This is a genomic window from Chitinophaga qingshengii, assembly GCF_014529935.1.
GTDB classification, from domain to species: domain Bacteria; phylum Bacteroidota; class Bacteroidia; order Chitinophagales; family Chitinophagaceae; genus Chitinophaga; species Chitinophaga qingshengii.
The window spans coordinates 62,982-81,138 of record NZ_JACVFC010000006.1 but is presented as its reverse complement, the minus strand read 5'-3'; the positions used below and the strand labels follow the sequence as shown (position 1 = coordinate 81,138).

The 18,157-nt window shown below is 47.6% G+C and carries 17 protein-coding genes; 11 read left to right on the top strand and 6 right to left on the bottom strand.

Going from position 1 to position 18,157, the window contains the following annotated elements:
* Positions 1–43 precede the first annotated feature (43 nt).
* The gene (locus ICL07_RS29710; RefSeq protein WP_188091709.1) at positions 44–475 is read left to right on the top strand and encodes a DUF5684 domain-containing protein; all 432 of its coding nucleotides are present in this window, start codon (positions 44–46) and stop codon (positions 473–475) included.
* A 68-nt stretch (positions 476–543) separates the two neighbouring features.
* Here the strand turns inward: ICL07_RS29710 and ICL07_RS29705 are convergent, their stop codons facing one another.
* Entirely contained in the window at positions 544–1,287 is a 744-nt protein-coding gene (locus tag ICL07_RS29705) for an RDD family protein (protein WP_188091708.1), read from the bottom strand.
* A gap of 112 nt (positions 1,288–1,399) precedes the next feature.
* Between ICL07_RS29705 and ICL07_RS29700 the strand changes: the two genes are divergently transcribed.
* The 5 genes from ICL07_RS29700 to ICL07_RS29680 are packed head-to-tail and all read left to right on the top strand — an operon-like array spanning position 1,400 to position 6,701.
* Positions 1,400–2,395 carry a stage II sporulation protein M gene (locus ICL07_RS29700; protein ID WP_188091707.1) on the top strand — a complete coding sequence of 332 codons (996 nt, stop codon included), beginning with the start codon at positions 1,400–1,402 and terminating at the stop codon, positions 2,393–2,395.
* 1 nt (position 2,396) lies between these two features.
* Complete coding sequence (locus ICL07_RS29695; protein WP_188091706.1) at positions 2,397–3,131, top strand: hypothetical protein; 735 nt, start codon at positions 2,397–2,399, stop codon at positions 3,129–3,131.
* Positions 3,128–4,357 (top strand): DUF4350 domain-containing protein, encoded by a 1,230-nt coding sequence (locus ICL07_RS29690; RefSeq protein WP_188091705.1) that lies wholly within the window; start codon positions 3,128–3,130, stop codon positions 4,355–4,357. Before ICL07_RS29695 ends, ICL07_RS29690 begins: the two co-directional genes overlap by 4 nt.
* The gene (locus tag ICL07_RS29685; RefSeq protein WP_188091704.1) at positions 4,357–5,337 is read left to right on the top strand and encodes an AAA family ATPase; all 981 of its coding nucleotides are present in this window, start codon (positions 4,357–4,359) and stop codon (positions 5,335–5,337) included. The genes ICL07_RS29690 and ICL07_RS29685 overlap by 1 nt, the downstream gene beginning before the upstream one ends.
* A gap of 11 nt (positions 5,338–5,348) precedes the next feature.
* Positions 5,349–6,701 (top strand): DUF58 domain-containing protein, encoded by a 1,353-nt coding sequence (locus ICL07_RS29680; RefSeq protein WP_188091703.1) that lies wholly within the window; start codon positions 5,349–5,351, stop codon positions 6,699–6,701.
* 2 nt (positions 6,702–6,703) lie between these two features.
* Here the strand turns inward: ICL07_RS29680 and ICL07_RS29675 are convergent, their stop codons facing one another.
* Genes ICL07_RS29675 through gatC form a run of 5 tightly spaced genes read right to left on the bottom strand, consistent with a single transcriptional unit; the run spans position 6,704 to position 9,611 of the window.
* Positions 6,704–7,387, bottom strand: a complete 684-nt coding sequence (locus ICL07_RS29675; protein WP_188091702.1) for a hypothetical protein — start codon at positions 7,385–7,387, stop codon at positions 6,704–6,706.
* A gap of 12 nt (positions 7,388–7,399) precedes the next feature.
* Positions 7,400–7,987: a riboflavin synthase gene (locus ICL07_RS29670; RefSeq protein ID WP_188091701.1), complete on the bottom strand. Its 588-nt coding sequence runs from the start codon at positions 7,985–7,987 to the stop codon at positions 7,400–7,402.
* 21 nt (positions 7,988–8,008) lie between these two features.
* Positions 8,009–8,569 (bottom strand): cob(I)yrinic acid a,c-diamide adenosyltransferase, encoded by a 561-nt coding sequence (locus ICL07_RS29665; RefSeq protein WP_188091700.1) that lies wholly within the window; start codon positions 8,567–8,569, stop codon positions 8,009–8,011.
* 33 nt (positions 8,570–8,602) lie between these two features.
* On the bottom strand, positions 8,603–9,316 hold the full coding sequence (locus tag ICL07_RS29660; RefSeq protein WP_188091699.1) for an ABC transporter ATP-binding protein: 714 nt from the start codon (positions 9,314–9,316) through the stop codon (positions 8,603–8,605).
* 4 nt (positions 9,317–9,320) lie between these two features.
* Complete coding sequence (gene gatC / locus ICL07_RS29655) at positions 9,321–9,611, bottom strand: Asp-tRNA(Asn)/Glu-tRNA(Gln) amidotransferase subunit GatC (RefSeq protein WP_188091698.1); 291 nt, start codon at positions 9,609–9,611, stop codon at positions 9,321–9,323.
* 187 nt (positions 9,612–9,798) lie between these two features.
* Between gatC and trpS the strand changes: the two genes are divergently transcribed.
* The 5 genes from trpS to ICL07_RS29630 all read left to right on the top strand — a co-directional run bounded on the left by trpS (position 9,799) and on the right by ICL07_RS29630 (position 18,138).
* Positions 9,799–10,803: a tryptophan--tRNA ligase gene (gene trpS, locus ICL07_RS29650; RefSeq protein WP_188091697.1), complete on the top strand. Its 1,005-nt coding sequence runs from the start codon at positions 9,799–9,801 to the stop codon at positions 10,801–10,803.
* A 49-nt stretch (positions 10,804–10,852) separates the two neighbouring features.
* Positions 10,853–11,488 carry a deoxynucleoside kinase gene (locus ICL07_RS29645; protein ID WP_078667058.1) on the top strand — a complete coding sequence of 212 codons (636 nt, stop codon included), beginning with the start codon at positions 10,853–10,855 and terminating at the stop codon, positions 11,486–11,488.
* 159 nt (positions 11,489–11,647) lie between these two features.
* On the top strand, positions 11,648–12,436 hold the full coding sequence (locus tag ICL07_RS29640) for a hypothetical protein (RefSeq protein WP_188091696.1): 789 nt from the start codon (positions 11,648–11,650) through the stop codon (positions 12,434–12,436).
* Positions 12,412–14,475, top strand: coding sequence for a ComEA family DNA-binding protein (locus tag ICL07_RS29635; protein WP_188091695.1), 2,064 nt, complete (start codon positions 12,412–12,414; stop codon positions 14,473–14,475). Before ICL07_RS29640 ends, ICL07_RS29635 begins: the two co-directional genes overlap by 25 nt.
* Positions 14,476–14,910: 435 nt before the next feature.
* Positions 14,911–18,138: a SusC/RagA family TonB-linked outer membrane protein gene (locus tag ICL07_RS29630; protein WP_188091694.1), complete on the top strand. Its 3,228-nt coding sequence runs from the start codon at positions 14,911–14,913 to the stop codon at positions 18,136–18,138.
* Positions 18,139–18,157 lie beyond the last annotated feature (19 nt).

Sequence of the window (18,157 nt, the reverse complement as noted above, 5' to 3'; positions counted from 1 at the left end):
TGACTGCTGGTATCTTATTCCTTCATCCCAAAAATCACATCTTATGGACAACACCAATAGCGGTGCCATTTTCGCATTCATGCTTCCTTTCCTGTTATTTGGCCTGGCCTGCGCCGTTTTTTCCATTATCTGTATGTGGAAAGTATTCAGGAAGGCCGGTTTTGAAGGCTGGGAGAGCATTGTTCCCATTTACAGCACACTCATCATGCTGAAAATTATCGGTAAACCATGGTGGTGGCTGCTGTTGCTGCTGATTCCTTTTGTGAACATCGTGATCGCCATCATGATGCTGGACCTGCTCAGTAAAAGTTTTGGAAGAAGCACCGGCTTTACCATCGGCCTGATATTCCTCAACTTTATTTTTCTCGCTATCCTTGCATTTGACCGCACCATCGTATACCTGGGCCCGGCAGGCGATCCCAATGCTGCCCGTCCACAGGACGACATCGGTTCTATCGGTAAAAGTCTGCAATAAATCATCTCTATAAAAACAAAGGCCGGAACAGCATTTTGTTCCGGCCTTTGTGTATAAAATGAGCTTGCTTAGTTATCTTTTGTTGTGTAATAGTTGTAGTCGTTCAACACGGTTTCCAGGAAATGCGTATTGGGCAACCCGGATTCTATGTGTAACACTTCTTTGATACGATGGGCCACTTTGGCGGCCAGCACTTCATCGCCGGCTTTCAGTGCTTTGTCCAGCAGCTCTTTCACCTTGTTCATATCCCTGTCAGATAAACGCATAATCTGGGGAAACTGCGGCTGGTAGTCGGAGAGCGACATATCCCTGAAAATGGTTTCTTCAATACTGCCGGTATGTTTGGTACTGATCACAATGGTGCCGGCTACCAGGTCGCCCAGGCGCTGGCTATAAGGACTGCGCGACATCGTTACTATCGGAATAATCACTGGTATCAGGAAAGCCCCAAACAACAAAGGCGATTCTATCATCCTGAATAACCAACGGATCAGGTGTTGGCTTACAGTGGGTTGGTTCCCCGTAAGACTCACCACTTTCATATGCAGCAACTTTTTACCGGGCGTTTGGCCTCCCATCGCTATTTCCGCCACCAGGAAATATACGCTGACCGGTATTACCATCAGCAACATCACCACGATAATGGAAGCCGTATTATCCAGGTGAAGGTTGGAAACAGCTATCAGCACCATCACACAGTAGGCTGCCCTGATCAGAAAATCAATCACCCAGGCCAGAAAACGTCTTAGCACATCTTCTGTCTCAAATTCAAGGTCTATGTTAAAGGAAGTTGGTATTTTTATGTTGCTCATACTCAAATTTACATATTAGTTTATATATTGTTAAACGATTAGTATGTTTGCCCGATACTCCCCCCTAAAACTGTAGGTAGATATCCGGATTTAAAAGGGAATTAGACTCACTATGAGAGAATCGTTGTTTATCAAGAAAAATTTGCCCCGCTGGAAACAAATCCAGGAGGAGCCAACCGACGATCCCGATGAAACGGCGGAGCGGTTTGTGTCATTGCTGGATGATCTCTCCTATGCTAAAACATTTTACAGCTTTAGTAAAGTAACCCGTTATATCAATGGCCTGGCTGCCGGTATTTATCAGCGTATCTATCAGAACCGCAAAGAAGAGATAGGGCGTTTTCAGCTGTTCTTCCGGTACGAATTGCCGTTACTGTTCCGGCAATACCACCGCCTGTTGCTGTTTACACTATGTTTTTTCCTGCTGTTCTGCATTATCGGCGCTTTTTCATCGGCCCATGATCAAACTTTTGTGAGAGGTTTTTTGGGAGATGAATATGTGAATATGACGGAGAGAAATATTGCGAATAACGATCCCTTTGGCGTATATAAACAAGGCAATCCGCTACTGATGTTTTTACAGATCGCCTATAATAACATCCGGGTGGCGCTGACTTGTTTTGTAAGTGGTATTTTCCTGGGTATTGGTTCCCTGTATCTACTGCTGCACAACGGTATTATGCTGGGCGTATTCCAGTATATTTTTTTCTCTCACGGTTTAGGTTTTAAATCTATACTGGTGATATGGATACACGGTACCCTGGAGATCTCCAGCATTGTTATTTCCGGCTGCGCCGGGATCATACTGGGGAAAAGCATCTTGTTCCCGGGAACGCGCAAACGCCTGGACTCCCTGCGTAAAGGTGCAAAAGACGGGGTTAAAATCATGGTGACATTGATCCCCATTTTTCTGGTAGCGGCCTTCCTGGAAGGATTTGTAACCCGCTACACCGCTATGCCCTTGTGGCTGAGCCTTTTGATACTGGGTAGCTCACTGGCGTTTATGATAGGTTATTTCGTAGTATATCCTATCCGCCTGCACCGCAAAGGATATCGTTTAAGCGAAACCGGTAAAGTGTTGATCCCCCGTACCCCTTCAAAGCAGTAATATGATGAAAAGGATTTGCAGAAAATATGGCCAACGTTTGCTGCTGTTATGCCTGTTGTGTATGCCACTGCCGGGTTTCGCGCAAACCGTCATGACCGACGAATATGGCGAGGAAGTAGAGCTGCCGGCATTCGACAAACGTAAGGTACCAGACCATATAATCACTACCCTAAAGGCAGATAAAAGCATGCAATACCGCGACGAAGCGGAGAAAAGAGAAACGGCATCCCATAGAGATGGTTTTTACCGGTTTTTAAACTGGTTGTTTTCGCACCTCGGCGGGCTCGCCAAAATCGTGGTTATTATGCTGGTAGCAGGTATAGGCTACCTGTTGTATCGTTACATGCAACAAAACGGCATTAACATCTTCCGAAAACCAAAACTGATAGATGGCCTGGAAGAAATACAGGAAGAAGAGCTGCACAGTGCGAAAGAATACGAAGCGAAAATCCGTGCGGCGGTTATTGCCGGCGACATCAGGCAGGCTATCCGCTGGTGGTACCTCTATACGCTGTTTCAGTTAGCCAGCCATCAACTGATTACGCCCGGCCGGGAGAAAACCAACAACGATTACCTGCGTAGTATGCGGAGCACGCCTTACTATAAAACATTTTCCACCCTTACCCTGGAGTATGAATATATCTGGTATGGTGGATTTGATATCAGCGAAGACAGTTTCAAGGCCATGGACCGGCAGTTCAGGGATTTTAATAACCAATTAGGCAAAGTTTCGTGAAAAAAAGGACCACCTATATCATCATCGGCATCGTATTATTTGTCCTTGTTATGCTGTCAGCTGTCAGCAAAATGGGCGATCTGAATACAGAAAGGTTGTCCACCAAAATGGAAAACTCATCTTTTTCCAACCAGGATAAAAAGGCTGGTGGCGCCTATGTGGCTTTCAAAACATTGCCGGAACTGTTTGCCAGTCATGCTGTACAGGTGGTGACCAAACCATTTAACGCCACTTTTGAAAAGGAATCAGAACTGCGATTCCCCGGCAATAACTACATCCTGTTAGCGAATGAACTGTTTACTACCGAAAAGGATGTGGAGGCGATGATGGAATGTGTACGCCGCGGTAACTACCTGTTCCTGGCTGTTAACAAAATGGACCCGTTGCTGGCTAAGCAACTGCGTTTCAAAGTAGTGGAAGGCAGCGATTATCAACCAGGCGAACCTACCAAGGTACAACGTTACATCGATCCGCTGGTACCACTGGACACCGCTTACAACTACAGCGGGATGATTGCCGGCAGCTACTTCTCCCGTATAGACACCGCCTATACAACGGTGCTGGGAAATAACTACAAGGAAAAGCCGAATTTTATCCGCATACTTCACGGACGTGGTTGTTTTTTTATATCGCTGAACCCTTACACTTTCACGAACTATTTTCTGCTGGAAAAACAGAACATCGCAGCGCTGGAAACACAACTGTCCTATATGCCGGATGATGCCAGTAATGTATACTGGGATGATTTTTACAGTCACCAGAGCAGTGCGCAGTCCGGCGACTTCAGCGAATGGCAGGTGCTGATGCGTTATCCTGCTATGCGCTGGGCGTTGTGGCTGGCGGTTTTACTGCTATTGTTGTATGTGGTTTTTGAAGGGAAAAGAAGGCAACGTATTATCCCTGATAAACCGGCACTGGTCAACAATTCCCTGGAATTTGTAGATGCCATCGGGCAGTTGTATTATCAACAGCATAACAACTATAACCTGGCGCATAAAATGACACTGCACCTGTTAGAGTATATCCGTAACCGTTATTACCTGAATACGAATCATCTTAACACACAATTTGTAGAAACGTTATCCAAAAAGTCAGCTATGCCGGAGAGTGAAGTCCGCGAGCTGACTGACACCATCCATCGGATACAGCTGGCAGAACAGGTGAGCGATGAACAATTGCAACATTTTTACCAACGCATTCAACATTTTTATTTAAATACGAAATAATGGACATCAATACCTTTCAACCCAGGACTGATTTTACCACCCTGCATGAAGGCGTGGAAGCTATCAGAGCACAGATTGGTCAAGTAATTGTGGGACAGCACCAGATGGTAGATCTGCTGATAGCAGGCCTGCTCACACAGGGGCATGTACTGATTGAAGGGGTGCCGGGCGTGGCCAAAACACTGACCGCCAAATTACTGGCACAGTGTATCGACGCTGATTTCTCCAGGATACAGTTTACCCCCGATCTGATGCCCGCAGATGTACTGGGCACGGCTGTATTTAATCCGCAAACACGCGAATTTGAATACAAAAAAGGACCTATCTTCAGCAACCTGGTGCTGATAGATGAAATCAACCGTGCCCCGGCCAAAACACAGTCGGCGCTTTTTGAGGTGATGGAAGAAAGACAAATCACCAACGACGGTACTACCTATCAGCTGGACCGTCCGTTTATGGTGATCGCTACCCAGAACCCGATAGAACAGGAAGGAACTTACCGGCTGCCCGAAGCACAGCTGGACCGCTTCCTCTTTAAAATAGAAGTGAAATACCCCGACCTGAAAGAGGAGGTAGCCGTACTGCAAAACGTACAACGGTTGAACGGCGCTACAGATATGTCTGCCGTTATATCCAGGGTAGTTACCGCTACGCAGATCATCGAATTTCAGAACCTGGTACGCCAGGTAAGAATAGAAGAAAAACTGTTGCATTATATTGCCTCCATCATCCAGGAAACCCGTGTCAATGCCTCGTTGTACCTGGGTGCTTCACCACGTGCATCCATTGCCGTGATGAACTGCGCCAAAGCAATGGCGGCTATGCGTAACCGTGATTTTGTAGTGCCGGATGATATTGTGGAAATGCTCCCGCATGTGCTGCGTCATCGTATTATGCTCACACCGGAGAAAGAAATGGAAGGTATCCGTACCGACGATGTGATCGCCCAGATTCTCAAGATGATAGAGGTTCCCAGATAAGCAGATGAAATATGGCTTCAATCGTTAAAAAAAATTTGTATCAGCAGCTGTTCTTCAGCAATCGCCTGTACCTGGGACTAGGTATCAACATACTGTTGTTTATCATTGCCTTTTTTGTGCCGGTGCTGTACAATATTGCGCTTATGACTTTCGGCGTGCTGCTGGTACTGGTAGCACTCGATATGATATTGCTGGTATTGCGGCCGGCGAATATCCTGGAAGCGGCGCGTACTGCCAGTCCGCGTTTTAGTAATGGAGACGATAATGAAGTGGTGGTAACCTGTCATAACCGTTACCCTTTTCCGGTGTTTATAACGCTGATAGATGAATTGCCGTTCCAGTTCCAGGACCGCGATTTCTCCCTGAAGGCGAAGGTGGGAGCCGGAGAAACGTACACGTTCCGTTACCAGTTGCGGCCGGTGGAAAGAGGTGTATACGGGTTCGGTTATACGAATGTATTTGTGCAAAGTGCGTTGGGTATTGTGAACCGTCGTTTTGTTTTTAATACGGAGCAATCTATACAGGTGTATCCCAGCTTTCAGCAGCTGCGGCATTTTTCCCTGTATTCGTATATGAACCGGCTCAACGATATTGGGGTACATAAACGCCGGGTAATTGGTCATAGTATGGAGTTTGATCACATTAAACCTTATAGCAAGGGAGATGATGTGCGGATGCTTAACTGGAAAGCAACGGCCCGTTCCGGTGACCTGATGGTCAATAACTTCGTGGAGGAAAAATCACAGCAGGTGTATTGTGTGATTGATAAGGGACGTACCATGAAAATGCCTTTTGAAGGGTTGACCTTATTGGATTATGCTATCAATGCTTCCCTGGTGTTTAGTAATGTTGCGTTGAGCAAGGGCGATAAAGCCGGCCTGGTGGCGTTTAATGAAAGCACGGTGGAAGTATTGGCTGCCAGCAATAAAAAAGTGCAACTCAATAAGATACTGGAATCGTTGTATGCGCAGGAAACACAGTGGAAAGAAAGTGATTTTGAGGCGTTGAGTGTACAGTTGCGCAGCGCGTTATCCCAGCGTTCGCTGCTGATGTTGTTTACCAATTTTGAATCGATGTCCAGTTTGCAGCGGCAGTTACCTTTTATGCGGCGGCTGGCGAAATATCACCTGGTATTGGTCGTATTTTTTGAGAATACGGAGCTGAAGAAAATGACGGAGATGGAAGCGACTGATGTGGAGGAGATCTATAAGCAAACCATCGCGCAGAAGTTTGCTTATGATAAAAAGCTGATCGTGAAGGAGCTGGCTAAATATGGTATTATGTCGTTGCTGAGTACACCGGAGCAACTGACGTTGAATGTTGTCAACAAATACCTGGAGTTGAAAGCGCGAACACTGATTTAGTCTTAGTGGCGCCGGCCCCGGGGCCTGGGTTGTCCCGGTGGGGGCGGCAGTTCCGGGTCGGGCATTATTTTAACCGGTACTTCCGAGCGGATATACAGTTCCGGGTTAGGTTTGTACCATGCCTCTATGATGACTGCCTTTGCGGAGTCATTTTGCTCTACCAATACATCCTGTCCGATAACCGTGCCGGTGGAAGTCCGGAAACGAAGCTGCACGGTATCCAGCGGCAGCACGCGGCCGCTGCTGAATTTCCCTTCTACGTTCATGTAATAGCGAATGTTGCGTTTGATGCTGTCCGCATAGTGATTAAAACGCAAGCCTACCAGTCGGGGTAAGGTAATTGTGGCGGATAGTGGCTCTGTACTTTCTCCACTAACGGTAATGGTTATATGATAATGATCTTTCGCCAGTTGCTGCCGGTTGAAAGAGAGTATCCCATTTTGAATATTGCCATTGGAAGTGCTGACCTGTATTTTATTCCAGCGGATATTGCCCCGCAGCAGCCCGGTTGTTTGACGGGTGCTATTGTCGTTGTATACCAGTTCCACGCCAATGGGAACGCGGTCATACAGCTCCGCTACGGCGGTGCTGTCGTACCAGGCGTTGATACGTGTCACTTTCGCCTGCTGGGCATGTGCCAGCAGGGAAAGCAACAATGATATAGACAGTAGCAGGTGTTTTTTCAAAGTCCGGTTGTTTTATCGTACCGACATTTGTCTGGCTACGTATTTCCCGAGAATGTCAAACTCCAGGTTGACGAGGTGTCCCGGATGCATGAACTGTACGTTGGTAAAAGAAAACGTATATGGTATGATCGCGACTGAAAATTCTTTATCGGTGATATCGAATACGGTGAGGCTGATACCATTCATGCAGATGCTTCCTTTTTCCACGATCAGGCCTGCGTTGGCGGTGGGATAGCTGAAGCGGTATAACCAGCTGCCGTTCTGGTCTTCGCGGGCAACGCAGGTACCGGTGCCATCTACGTGACCTTGCACCAGGTGTCCGTCGATACGGCCGTTGAACACCATGGCTCTTTCCAGGTTAACCTTAGCGCCTGGTATGAGCAGCGACAGGTTTGTTTTCTGCAATGTTTCGGCCACGGCTACGGTTTCGTAGACATCGCCCTGTACGTTGGTAACGGTAAGGCATACACCGTTATGAGAAACACTTTGATCTACTTTCAGTTCACCGGCAATAGACGATTTGATATTGATAATAAGATTACCGGCGTCTTTGCGGGTGGATATAACTTCTCCTGTTGTTTCAATGATTCCTGTAAACATGTAGCGAATTTAAGAAAAAAACTATACCCTTGGTTTCCAGGGGATTTCTTCCACGCCCAGCTTGTGGCCGGTCCAGCGGCCCAATACGAAGAGGTAGTCGCTCAGGCGGTTGATATATTTAAGTACGAGCGGTTCCACGAACATACCATGTTCCTGCATGCCTACGCAGAGTCTTTCCGTGCGGCGGCATACGCAGCGGGCGATGTGGCAGGTAGATACGGCTACATGACCGCCGGGAAGCACAAAAAACTTCATGGGAGGCAGTTCCTCATTCATTTTGTCGATGCTGGTTTCCAGCAGCTGTATATCTGCTTCATGGAGGTCGGGTATCAGCAATTTGGTTTCCTTGTCGGGATCACAGGCCAGTGCGGCGCCGATGGTAAACAGGCGGTCCTGTATTTCCTTCAGCAGGGCTTTGGTATCCGGGTCTGCCATGTAATCGTTCACCAGTCCGATGTAGGAGTTGAGTTCATCGACGGTGCCGTAGGCATCTATGCGGAGGTCGCTTTTGGGTACTTTGGTACCGCCGATCAGGGATGTTTTGCCTTTATCGCCTGTTTTGGTGTATATCTTAAGGGCCATGTTTTTTTCTGCAAAATACGAATTACATGGCCGTCATGATTTGAGCAGGGCTTCTTTTTTCTCGTTGATCCTGTCAGACTCGATGACGCCGTCTCTCAGGCGGATGACTCTTCTGGCGTGATCGGCGATATCTTCCTCGTGTGTAACCAACACCACAGTATTACCGGAAGCATGGATAGCACCGAATATTTCCATGATTTCGACAGATGTTTTGGTATCGAGGTTACCGGTGGGCTCATCGGCGAGGATAAGGGCCGGGTCGTTAACGAGGGCGCGGGCAATGGCTACGCGCTGGCACTGGCCACCGGAGAGTTCGTTGGGTTTGTGTTTATAGCGGTCACCCAGTTTCACCTTTTCGAGCATCATCCGGGCTTTTTCTTCTCTTTCTTTTTTACCGACGCCGGCGTAGATGAGGGGTACCGCCACATTTTCCAGGGCGGTGAGGCGGGGCATGAGGTTGAACTGCTGGAAAACGAACCCGATTTCCTTGCCGCGAACGACGGCGAGGTCATTATCTTCCATTTTGCTCACGTCATGGCCGCTGAGGATGTATTTGCCGCTGGTGGGGGAGTCCAGGCAGCCCAGGATATTCATGAGGGTGGATTTGCCGGAGCCGGAAGGGCCCATCAACGCCACGTACTCATTTTTATAGATGTCCAGGGATACCCCCTTGAGTACCGGCAGCTCATTTTTACCTAAAAAATAGCTTTTTCTGATGTCTTCGAGGTGGATAACGGACTTTTGCATGTGGTTATTTCTTTATGACTTTCGGCACCTCGAAGTATTCCGGGGTAGCCGCAGGTGCGTTTTGAAGGCCTTCTTCCCGGGTGATACCGGTTTTAACGGCGTCTTCCCGGAAAACATTATAGTCGGCGGTAAGGTGCAACAACGGTTTTACATGGGTGGTATCCAGCTCATTCAGTTTCTCCACAAAGGTGATCATCCGCTGCAGGTCGCCACGGATGGCGGTTTTCTCCTGTTCGTTGAATTCCAGTCTGGCGAGATCAGCTAACTGTTGTACCAGGGCGTCGTTCACTTCCATAATCAAATTAAATCAAAAAATAATAAAATATAAACACCAAAAATGATGGTATCTCAAAAATAGGGATAAACGGACAGCTTTCAATTGCCTGCCATCGCCTTTTTCGGGATTTTACCGGATTTTTTTACAGATCGGTGGATAAGGGATTATTAAAAGCTAACAGCTATTCTTTAAATTGCGCCCTGTTATGGCTACAGAAAAAGAAATTGTGGTGAGTGGCATACGCCCCACCGGTTATTTGCATTTAGGCAATTATTTTGGCGCGATCCGTAATTATATCCGGATGCAGGAAGAGTTTAACTGCTACTTTTTTGTGGCAGACTGGCATTCGCTGACAACACATCCCAATCCGAAAGACCTGCAGGCCAATGTAATGCGGGTGCTGGCAGAAAATATCGCCTCCGGCCTGGACCCGGAAAAGGTGACCCTGTATGCACAAAGTCATGTACCGGAAATAGCAGAGTTATATCTGTTGATGAATATGCTCGCCTACAAAGGGGAGCTGGAAAGAGTTCCGACCTTTAAAGACAAGGTAAGATTGCAGCCGGAAAATGTGAATGCCGGTTTGTTGACCTACCCTGTGCTGATGAGCGTAGATATCCTCATTCAGCGTGCGGTGAAAGTGCCGGTAGGCAAGGACCAGGGACAACACCTGGAAATGGCGCGCAACTTCGCGCAGCGTTTTAACGAACGTTATGGAAATCTTTTTCCTGAACCGGAAGCGTTTAACTATGGCGATAACCTGGTGCGTATCCTGAGCCTGGATGGTAAAGGCGGTAAAATGAGCAAGAGCGAAAACGAAATGGCTACCATCTATCTGTCTGACAGCGATGAGCAAATCCGCCAGAAACTGAGGAAGGCTAAAACCGATAGCGGTGGCGTACCGGGTGAACCGATGCCTGAATCCGTGGCTAACCTGATTGAGATCATGAAACTGGTATCTACACCTGATACTGTTCAGTTTTATGTAGATGCCTTTAATGCAGGCAGTATCCGTTATGGTGATATGAAAACCCAGCTGGGTGAAGATATGGTGAAATTTATCAGCCCTATCCGCGAAAAAGCAGCAGCATTGCAGGCCGATCCTACTTATCTGCGTAAGATCATGAAAGAAGGTGCTGAAAAAGCCCGGGTAAATGCGGCACAAACTTTGCAACAGGCCAGAAACCTGATTGGTTTAAACTACTATTGAGAAACCGCTACTGTCAGCAATTTTCAGTATTCACGACCTTACATTTAGCATGGCAAAACAAAATAAAATCAAACATATCGCGATCGCCGGCAATATCGGCGCGGGTAAAACCACCCTCACCGAAATGCTCTGCCGCCACTACAAATGGCATCCGCAATATGAAGATGTTGAGCACAATCCCTATCTGAATGACTTCTATGAAGATATGCCCCGCTGGTCTTTTAACCTGCAGGTGTACTTTCTGAACGGCAGGCTGAAACAACTGCTGGAAATCCAGAACGGAAAAGAAACCGTGATACAGGACCGTACCATCTATGAAGATGCGCACATTTTTGCACCTAACCTGTATGAGATGGGACTGATGACCAAACGGGATTTTGACAACTATTTTAATTTCTTCCAGACGCTGAAAAGCATGGTGAAACCTCCCGATCTGCTGATTTACCTGCAGGCTTCCGTTCCTACGCTGGTAGCGCAAATCCAGAAGAGAGGCAGAGAGTATGAGGAAAATATCCGGCTCGACTATCTCAAACGGCTAAACGAATATTACAATAACTGGATTGAGAAATACGAAGAAGGACCATTGCTGGTGATTGATATCGACAAAAATAAATTTCCGGAGAGCGATGAAGACCTCGGAGAAATTATTTCGAAGATAGACTCCCAGCTGTACGGACTTTTTTAATCCCTTCCGCAATAGCTTATTCAGCCCCGTTTGGCAACAGCCGGACGGGGTTTTGTTTTTTATAGAAAAAATTTTCCCGCGTTAAGAAGTAATTAACATTCTTCATTTTTCCGCGTCGTATGTTTGTGCTGTACGAGAAATGTTTGTTAAAACCCCGCTATGAAACCATTGTTATTGACCATTGTTAGTGTGTCATCCTTTCTGATGACGTATGCCCAGCCTTTATGGATGCCAACCGGGAAAGATCCTGCCAGCGGCAGTTATAGCCGTCGTTTTCAGAACGTGGCTTCCGCGGCCTGGCAACCGGCCGGCTTATCCTGCCTGCATACATTTACGGCAGGTGTTTATGCTGAACAAAGATTTCTGTTAAAGGAAGTTCCGCTCTATCAGTTGATGGCAGCTATTCCTGCTGGTATCGGCGCTTTCGGTCTGCAGCTGGCGCGTATGGGCAGCAGCGCTTATTACCGGCAGGCACTGGGTGCTGCTTATGGTATGCCGCTGGGAAGAAAAATCGGGTTGGGACTGGGAGGAACTTATACCAGTGAGGTGCTGCCGGGGTATCGCAGCGGTTATGGAATGACCATCACGGGCGGATTATTATGGCATGCCGATGAACAATGGCATACCGGTTTCCGCATCTGCCATTCCAGCCCGGGAACTACTGAGTATAGCGCTGGTATTGGTTTTGAAGCCTCTGCTGCTTTTTTGCTCACTGCCGAAACAGGAAAAGCCGCCAATGAAACCGCGTGGGTGAAGGCAACGGCCAGCTACCGGATTGCCCCGTCGCTGGCGTTGCAATGGGGAATTGCCACTTGTGCGCCCTTTCAGCATGCCGGTATCACCATTCGTTGGCATTCGCTGCAGATCATGTTCGCAGCCGGCTTTCACCCGCAATTGGGCATTACCCCTTCAACCACTATCATATGGCAGCGGGATGGTGCAGAATAACCGGTGTGCTGTTACTGCTGTGTGGTAGCTGGGAGAAGGCGGCCGCCAGGCAGGAACCACTATTGCCCGCTGTCCTGGAAAATGCGCTGGAGAACGAAACCGCAGCTACCGACGCCACCTCAGAGGATGATGAAGACTGGCAGCAGCTGGAAGACTTTATGCGGCATAAAATACAGCTTAATACGGCGGATGAAGCCACGTTGCAGTCGTTAGGCGTGCTGACAGACATACAGGTACAGTCGTTCCTTACTTACCGGCGCCTGCTGGGAAACCTGGTTAGTATCTACGAATTACAGGCCGTGCCGGGGTTTGAGCCGGAACTGATACGGCAGCTGCTGCCTTACGTAAAAGTGGGCAATGACCTGATGCCGCATTATAACATGCATGATTACCTGCATAAAGGGGGACACTCGTTACTGTTGCGCTACGGACGGCAACTGGAAAAGGCACGTGGTTACCTGGGCAGCGGTACCGCGCCGCCAGCTTACCAGGGCAGCCCGGATAAACTGTTGTTGCGTTACCGTTACAGTTTTCCGCGGTACATCAGTTGGGGCATTACCATGGAAAAAGACCCTGGTGAGCCATGGGGAGGGTTTCCCAGGCAACATGGGTTTGACTATTACAGCGCGCATGTATTTGTGCACAATATAGGCGCATTGAAAACCATTGCACTGGGTGATTACACGGTGAACCTGGGACAGGGATTGCTACAGTGGCAGGCACAGGCCTACGGAAAAGGAGCGGCACCCATGCTGGTAAAACGGCAAGGTGATATCCTGCGGCCGCATACCTCGGCAGGAGAAAATGATTTTTTTCGTGGCGCGGCCGCCACCTGGGCGCAACGGGCCTGGCAGGCGACGGCGTTTGTATCTTTTCGCCGGCTGGATGGAACCGTGACGGCAGGGGATAGCCTGGAAGATAATACTGCCACGGCTTTGCAGCGTTCCGGATATCATCGTACGGTGGCGGAACTGCTTCGTAAAGGAACGGTGCAGCAGTGGAGCGGTGGTGGCAATGTCCGCTACCAGCGAAGGCGTTGGCAACTGGGCGCCAATATGGTAACGCACCGGTTATCACCGTCGCTGCAAAAGGAACTAAAGCCCTATAATCAGTTTGAGTTTATGGGTACACAGTTAACCGCCGCCAGCATGGACTATGCGGCCTACTGGCAAAATGTACATTTCTTCGGGGAGGCCGCTGCCAGCGATAACGGTAAACCGGCCTTTGTGCAGGGTGCTTTGGCGAGTGTAACACCAGCTGTGGATGTGTCGATGATATACCGCTACTACGACAAAGCTTACCAGTCCTTTTATGCCAAAGGTTTTGGTGATGGCTACCGGACAGTCAATGAACAGGGATGGTATACCGGTATCAGCCTGTTACTCAGTCCCCGCTGGAAGATGGAAGGGTATGCTGATTTTTTTCATTTCCCCTGGTTGAAATATCGTGCAGACGCACCTTCGGAAGGGCACGATTTTTCTTTGCAGGCGATTTATACGCCTAATAAACGGCAGCGGTGGTTAGCACGCGTAAGTAGTGCTACCCACGCGGAGAACAGTAAGTTACCGGGCAATGCGCTGAAAGTTTTAACGGATATAACTTTGATGCATGTACGAATACAGGGGGAAATCGCCTATGGCCGTAGCTGGCAGGTCAAAGGAAGAGCGGAATACAGCAGGTATCAGGCTGCCGCCGGTAATGAAACAGGATGGATGTGCTATGTGGAAACAGCCTGGCGCCCGCAGGGATGGCCGTTGACCCTGGATGTAAGGCTGGCGCGTTTTGGTACCGGAGGATATAATTCACGGATATACGCTTATGAACGCAGCGTGTTATATGACAACGCCGTATCGATGTTTTATGGTAATGGTTGGCAATACTACCTAAACGCGAAATGGAAGGCCGGCCGCCATTTGTCTTGCTGGTTGAGGGTAAACCAAGCTATTTACCCTGGTAAACAGGTACCTGGTACATCCATGGAAACCGTGACAGGTAGTACGAAGACGCGTGTCCAGCTTCAATTGCTGCGAACATGGTAAGATTACATAGTGTCAATGTTATTTTTTATGTTGATAAATTATTGAATATTAACAAATTATGATCTTTGCGTATCATGCTGTTAAAAAAATGTTAAGTACAAAAGGAGACAGAAAGGTTTTTTTTTATAACTTGGGGATGTTCAACCAAAATCTAAATCCTAAAAAATCATCGACCAATGAGCCGCTTTTATCTTTAGAAAAGCTGTGCACTTTAGCAGTGATTGTTGCTAACCTGCTGTCCTAATTTTGTTTGCTTGTGACTTTATTGAAAGTGGTTTTTGCTGTTGCTCTACAAGTTTACTTAATGTCGAACTAAGAATATTGATGCCGATAGTGGTGTATATAGTTATGCTGTATATGCCTGGGTTTAAGACAACGATATAATATGACGGACGGGTGTCCGCTTTCTTTTTCAACCAAAATTTGAATCTTTTTATGAAAAAGGTGTTACTCCTTTTTGCCATGCCCATGGCAATTGTCAGCCTCTCCTACGCCCAGGAACGGCATGTGACAGGTACCGTAAAGGGCAGCGACGGAAGCCCCGTGCTCATGGCTACCATACAAATTAAAGGCACAACTACCGGAACTACTACAGACAAACAGGGAAATTTCAGCCTCACGGTTAAAGACGCCAAAGCGGTATTGGTAGTGAGAAGCGTGGGATTTCTGCCCCGTGAGGTGGTGGTGGGCGATAACACTACTTTAAATATCACCTTGCCGGTAGACACCAAAGCCTTGCAGGAAGTAGTGGTAACTGCATTAGGTATCCGCCAGGATAAAAAAGCAATAGGTTATGCCGCCCAGGATGTAAAGGGCGATGAATTAGTCAGGACAGCTCCTTCCAACCCTCTTAGTTCCCTTTCCGGTAAAGTGGCCGGCGCCAGTATTGTTACTGCTTCGGGTACTCCCGGCGCACCGGTGAGAGTACAGCTCCGCGGTGCTACTACGATCCTCGGTAGCAACCAACCCTTATTCGTTATTGATGGTTTACCGGTAGATAATACGGAGTCCAATACAGAAAGTGATGGCGCAGGTACTGCCGGCGTATTACAGTCTAACAGGATGATTGACATCAACCCGGATGACGTGGAAAATATTACCATTCTGAAAGGTCCTGCAGCCGCGGCTTTATACGGTAGCCAGGCATCCAACGGTGCGGTGATCATCACCACTAAAAAGGGAAAAAGAAATCCCGATGGCCGGTCTTTCAATGTGTCTTACGGCATTACAGTGAACTTCGATAAAGTAAGCCAGTTACCAGAAAGGCAAAACAAATATGCTCAGGGATATGATGAGCTGCTTCATCCCGGTGACCCCGGAGGCCCTAAAGCTTACTCCTTCGGTCCGGCTATCGATACGCTGGTATTTGATGGTAAACCATACTTATGGGACAAAAACGGTATGCTGGTGGGTAGAAGCCAAAATCCAGGCGGTAAACCGGCTATCGCTTATGATCCCTATAAGTTTTTCCAGACAGGCCTTGGTACTCAGCATAATCTGGCTATCAGCGGAGGAACCCCCAACCTGGGGTACCGTGTATCGGCTTCCCTCTATAATCAGAAAGGTATGATCCCGCTGACTGATTTTAAAAAGAACACCATCTCTTTCTCCACAGATTATAAGTTTACTGATAAATTCAGCGTGTTCACCACCATGAACTATGTTAACTCAGGTGGTAAACGCGCTCAGCAAGGTAGTAACCTGAGTGGTATCATGCTGGGCCTCCTGAGAACAACGCCCACCTTTGATAACTCCAACGGCGTGACTGATCCTACCGATCCATCCGCCTATATCCTTGGTGATAATAGCGGCGACCAGCGCAGTTATCGTGGCAGAGGTATCTATGACAACCCTTACTGGACGGTTAACATGAACCCTTACCGTGATAATGTACAACGTTTCTTTGGTACAGTTGGCGGTGTGTATAAACCTTTTGAATGGTTGAGCATCACAGAAAGATTTGGCGGCGATTACTCCCTCGATAACCGTAAACAGGTTTATTCCAAAGGCTCTGGTGGTTTTCCTGATGGCCAATATTTTGAAGATCAGTTGAGCACTATGGTGATCAACAACGACCTGTTTGCTACGTTTACCAAAAAATCGGGTAAGTTCGATTACTCTTTCCTGGTAGGTCAAAACGTTTACGACTATACGACCAAATACATGCACACGCAGGGGGATGGTTTGAGTGGTAATAACTTCCAGGGAGTTACGAACACGGGTGTGTATAATATCAGTATCTCCAACTCCCAACAACGCAGAGTGGCTTTTTATGGCAAAGCCAATGTTGCCTTCAGTAATTATTTGTTTCTTGAGCTGACTGGCCGTTATGAAGGTAACAGTACCTTACCGGTGAAGAACCAATTTTTCTTCTATCCTTCCGCCAGCCTGGGTTATGTATTTACAGAGGGGCTGAATATCAAAAGCAATATACTGTCCTACGGTAAGATCAGGGCCGCCTTTTCCAGCGTGGGCCGCGGTCTCGACGCTTACAGCCTGCTCACTTACTATAACAGAACTGCTCCCGGAGACGGCTGGACAAATGGTATCAAATTTCCTTACAATGGACTGGTAGGATATTCCACGAGTTCAACATTGGGTAATCCCAACCTGACAGCAGAAAAAACCACCCAGTTTGAAACAGGCGCCGAATTACGCTTTTTTGACAACAGGGTTACACTGGATTACACTTATTACACTGGTAAAAGTAAAGATCTCCTGAACCGTGTAAACGTAGCGCCCAGCAGTGGTTACGGCAATGCCTTTCTGAACGCCGCTTCCATGCAAAATCATGGCCATGAGGTGACATTGGGCGTTACCCCGGTCCGCAACAAAAACCTTGAGTGGAACCTTACTTTTAACTACGCACAGAACAGGAACAAAGTACTGGCATTGGCTGAAGGTATTGACCGGTTCGACTTCAACGGTTTCACCGGTATTTTCGTTTCGGCTATCGTAGGCAAACAATATGGTTCCCTGTATGGTACCGGTTATGTGAAAGATGCGCAGGGCCGTCTGGTGATTAATGACGATCCAAACGATCAAACCGGTTATGGTTATCCGATTATTTACGATCCACTGCAATACCTGGGCGATGTAAACCCCAAATGGTCCGGATCTGTTGCCAATTCCTTCAACTACAAAGGCATTATCCTGAGCTTTATGATTGAGACCAAACAAGGTCAGAGTATGTGGAATGGTACCTGGGGCGCCATGACAAACTTTGGTACCAGCGCCAATACATTGGAAAGAGGTACCTCAAAAGTATTTGAAGGTGTGAAAGGCCATATGGACGGTAGCAACAACTTAGTATCCAAAGGTGAAAAAAATGATATCTCCGCCCCGTTGAATGCTGACTACTACTCTGGTGTAGGCAGCGGGTTTGTGGTAAATGAACCCTTCATCCAGGACGGTAGCTGGGTAAGGCTGCGTGAAATATCTGTCGGCTACAGACTCTCCGGCGCCAAAATTTTCAAAAAACAAAAACCCTGGTTTAATGCAGTAACGGTAACGGCTATAGGAAGAAATCTCTGGTTGCATACCAAATACACTGGCGTAGATCCGGAAACCAGTTTGTTTGGTACACAGGAAGCACAAGGGTTTGATTATTTCAACAACCCTGGTTCCAAAACCTATGGTTTTAGTGCAAAATTTGAGTTCTAATTGAAAAATCGTAAAACAG

Bases quoted from the DNA above. Each gene is read 5' to 3' on its own strand.
- ICL07_RS29710 (WP_188091709.1), top strand. From the start codon at position 44: ATGGACAACACCAATAGCGGTGCCATTTTCGCATTCATGCTTCCTTTC.
- ICL07_RS29705 (WP_188091708.1), bottom strand. From the start codon at position 1,287: ATGAGCAACATAAAAATACCAACTTCCTTTAACATAGACCTTGAATTT.
- ICL07_RS29700 (WP_188091707.1), top strand. From the start codon at position 1,400: ATGAGAGAATCGTTGTTTATCAAGAAAAATTTGCCCCGCTGGAAACAA.
- ICL07_RS29695 (WP_188091706.1), top strand. From the start codon at position 2,397: ATGATGAAAAGGATTTGCAGAAAATATGGCCAACGTTTGCTGCTGTTA.
- ICL07_RS29685 (WP_188091704.1), top strand. From the start codon at position 4,357: ATGGACATCAATACCTTTCAACCCAGGACTGATTTTACCACCCTGCAT.
- ICL07_RS29680 (WP_188091703.1), top strand. From the start codon at position 5,349: ATGGCTTCAATCGTTAAAAAAAATTTGTATCAGCAGCTGTTCTTCAGC.
- ICL07_RS29670 (WP_188091701.1), bottom strand. From the start codon at position 7,987: ATGTTTACAGGAATCATTGAAACAACAGGAGAAGTTATATCCACCCGC.
- ICL07_RS29665 (WP_188091700.1), bottom strand. From the start codon at position 8,569: ATGGCCCTTAAGATATACACCAAAACAGGCGATAAAGGCAAAACATCC.
- ICL07_RS29660 (WP_188091699.1), bottom strand. From the start codon at position 9,316: ATGCAAAAGTCCGTTATCCACCTCGAAGACATCAGAAAAAGCTATTTT.
- gatC (WP_188091698.1), bottom strand. From the start codon at position 9,611: ATGGAAGTGAACGACGCCCTGGTACAACAGTTAGCTGATCTCGCCAGA.
- trpS (WP_188091697.1), top strand. From the start codon at position 9,799: ATGGCTACAGAAAAAGAAATTGTGGTGAGTGGCATACGCCCCACCGGT.
- ICL07_RS29645 (WP_078667058.1), top strand. From the start codon at position 10,853: ATGGCAAAACAAAATAAAATCAAACATATCGCGATCGCCGGCAATATC.
- ICL07_RS29640 (WP_188091696.1), top strand. From the start codon at position 11,648: ATGAAACCATTGTTATTGACCATTGTTAGTGTGTCATCCTTTCTGATG.
- ICL07_RS29635 (WP_188091695.1), top strand. From the start codon at position 12,412: ATGGCAGCGGGATGGTGCAGAATAACCGGTGTGCTGTTACTGCTGTGT.
- ICL07_RS29630 (WP_188091694.1), top strand. From the start codon at position 14,911: ATGAAAAAGGTGTTACTCCTTTTTGCCATGCCCATGGCAATTGTCAGC.